At 63.3% G+C, this 1,436-nt stretch carries 1 protein-coding gene; it reads right to left on the reverse strand.

Annotated elements, in window-relative coordinates:
- Positions 1 to 437: 437 nt before the first annotated feature.
- A partial coding sequence (locus E8A74_RS51620) for an integrase core domain-containing protein (RefSeq protein WP_211365661.1) occupies positions 438 to 1,436 on the reverse strand: 999 nt, incomplete at its 5' end.

Below are 1,436 nucleotides of genomic sequence, written 5' to 3' on the forward strand. Positions count from 1 at the left end.
TGTGCAACCGGAATCTTGGGTGACACTTCAGACCGGGACCTCGGGTGACACTTTTTCGCTTCTCGAGGGGTCGACCCATCCGCTCGGGTGGCGCAGACCGGTGCCTCGGGTACGTAGACCGGGACCCTGGGTAACACTGTCTGGCGTGGCGGGGACGAGGACCGTCAGCCTTCGAAGCGTGCTCCGACAGGTTGATCCTCAGAAACCATCAAGGCGTCCACGGAGACCCCCAGCCTCCGAAGCGTGATTCGACAGGTTGATCCTCGCGGACCGATCACAAAATCACCGTCGTCGTATTCCGGGTCGTCTTGGAATGGTGCTCCAACGGAGCCATAGCAGCCACGACGGTTCAGGTGGATTGAGGGGGGTCTGGGGGGAGACTGGTAACTTGTGAATCGCGTGGGGGCAGCTTGGGGGAAAGCTGCTTTATTGGCGCATCAGCCTGCGCGTATGAAGCGCGGCTCCTTGCCGGTCTCGTCGAGCGTCCCGAGGAGCACGGGGCCGTAAAAGACCTCCCAGCGGTCATCGTCGACTTCACGGAGCCCGACAGGCTCGAGCGAGAGGAGCCGTGTCATGACGTGTCTCGCGCTCGGCCGCCGCAATCGTCCGAGATCATCGAGCTTGCGCACGATGAAGCCTTCGCCGTACTCGGGCGACCTTGGTGACTGTGGAAATGAGCGCGCGGATGTTACATAGATCTTCGCTGGCGGCTTCTGGTTGAGCGCCTCGTGAGGACGGACGTCATTGTATTCGTGACGAAAGCGATCGAGGACGCGCTGCTGCTCGTTCAACGTCGCGCCGGGCGGCTGCGTGGCCTCGTCCTTGAGCGTGCGGTGCATGCGCTCGTGCCGGCCGTTTTGCTCGGGCCTACCGGGCTCGATGCGCTCGGGGACGATGCCGAGCTTGATCCACCAGACCGACAGCGCCGATAACCCTCCTGGGGCCTTGGAGGCGAAGGGGGCGCCGTTGTCCGTGCGTATCCGCTCGGGCACCCCGAATTCGCGAAAGACGCGCTCGAAGTGCTCGCAAACCGGCTTGCCTTTCGGGTCGTGCATGCCCTCGCAAGCAAGCAGATAGCGGCTGTAGTCGTCGGTGATCGTCAGCGGATGGCATCGCGTTCGATCTCCCAATGCAAAATGTCCTTTGAAGTCTGCACACCATGTGCTATTCGGTCGATCGCTGCTCGACAGCGGGCTCGTATGCAGCGGGACGCGCAAGCGCCTGCGGCGCGGACGAATCAAGCCGCGGCTCTTGAGCAGCTCGCCGATGGTGCTGGCGGCCGGCACGACGAGCTCCGGCTGCTGGGCCGCGACGAACGCGCGGAGCTTTTTCGGTCCCCAGGTCGGGTGGTCTTTGCGCGTCTTCACGAAGACGTCCGCGAGCTCGTCATCCAAACGATGCGGATGGTTGCGCGCGACCGGAGGTTTGTCCTCTAG

Source organism: Polyangium fumosum (assembly GCF_005144585.1).
Classification (GTDB): Bacteria; Myxococcota_A; Polyangia; order Polyangiales; family Polyangiaceae; genus Polyangium; species Polyangium fumosum.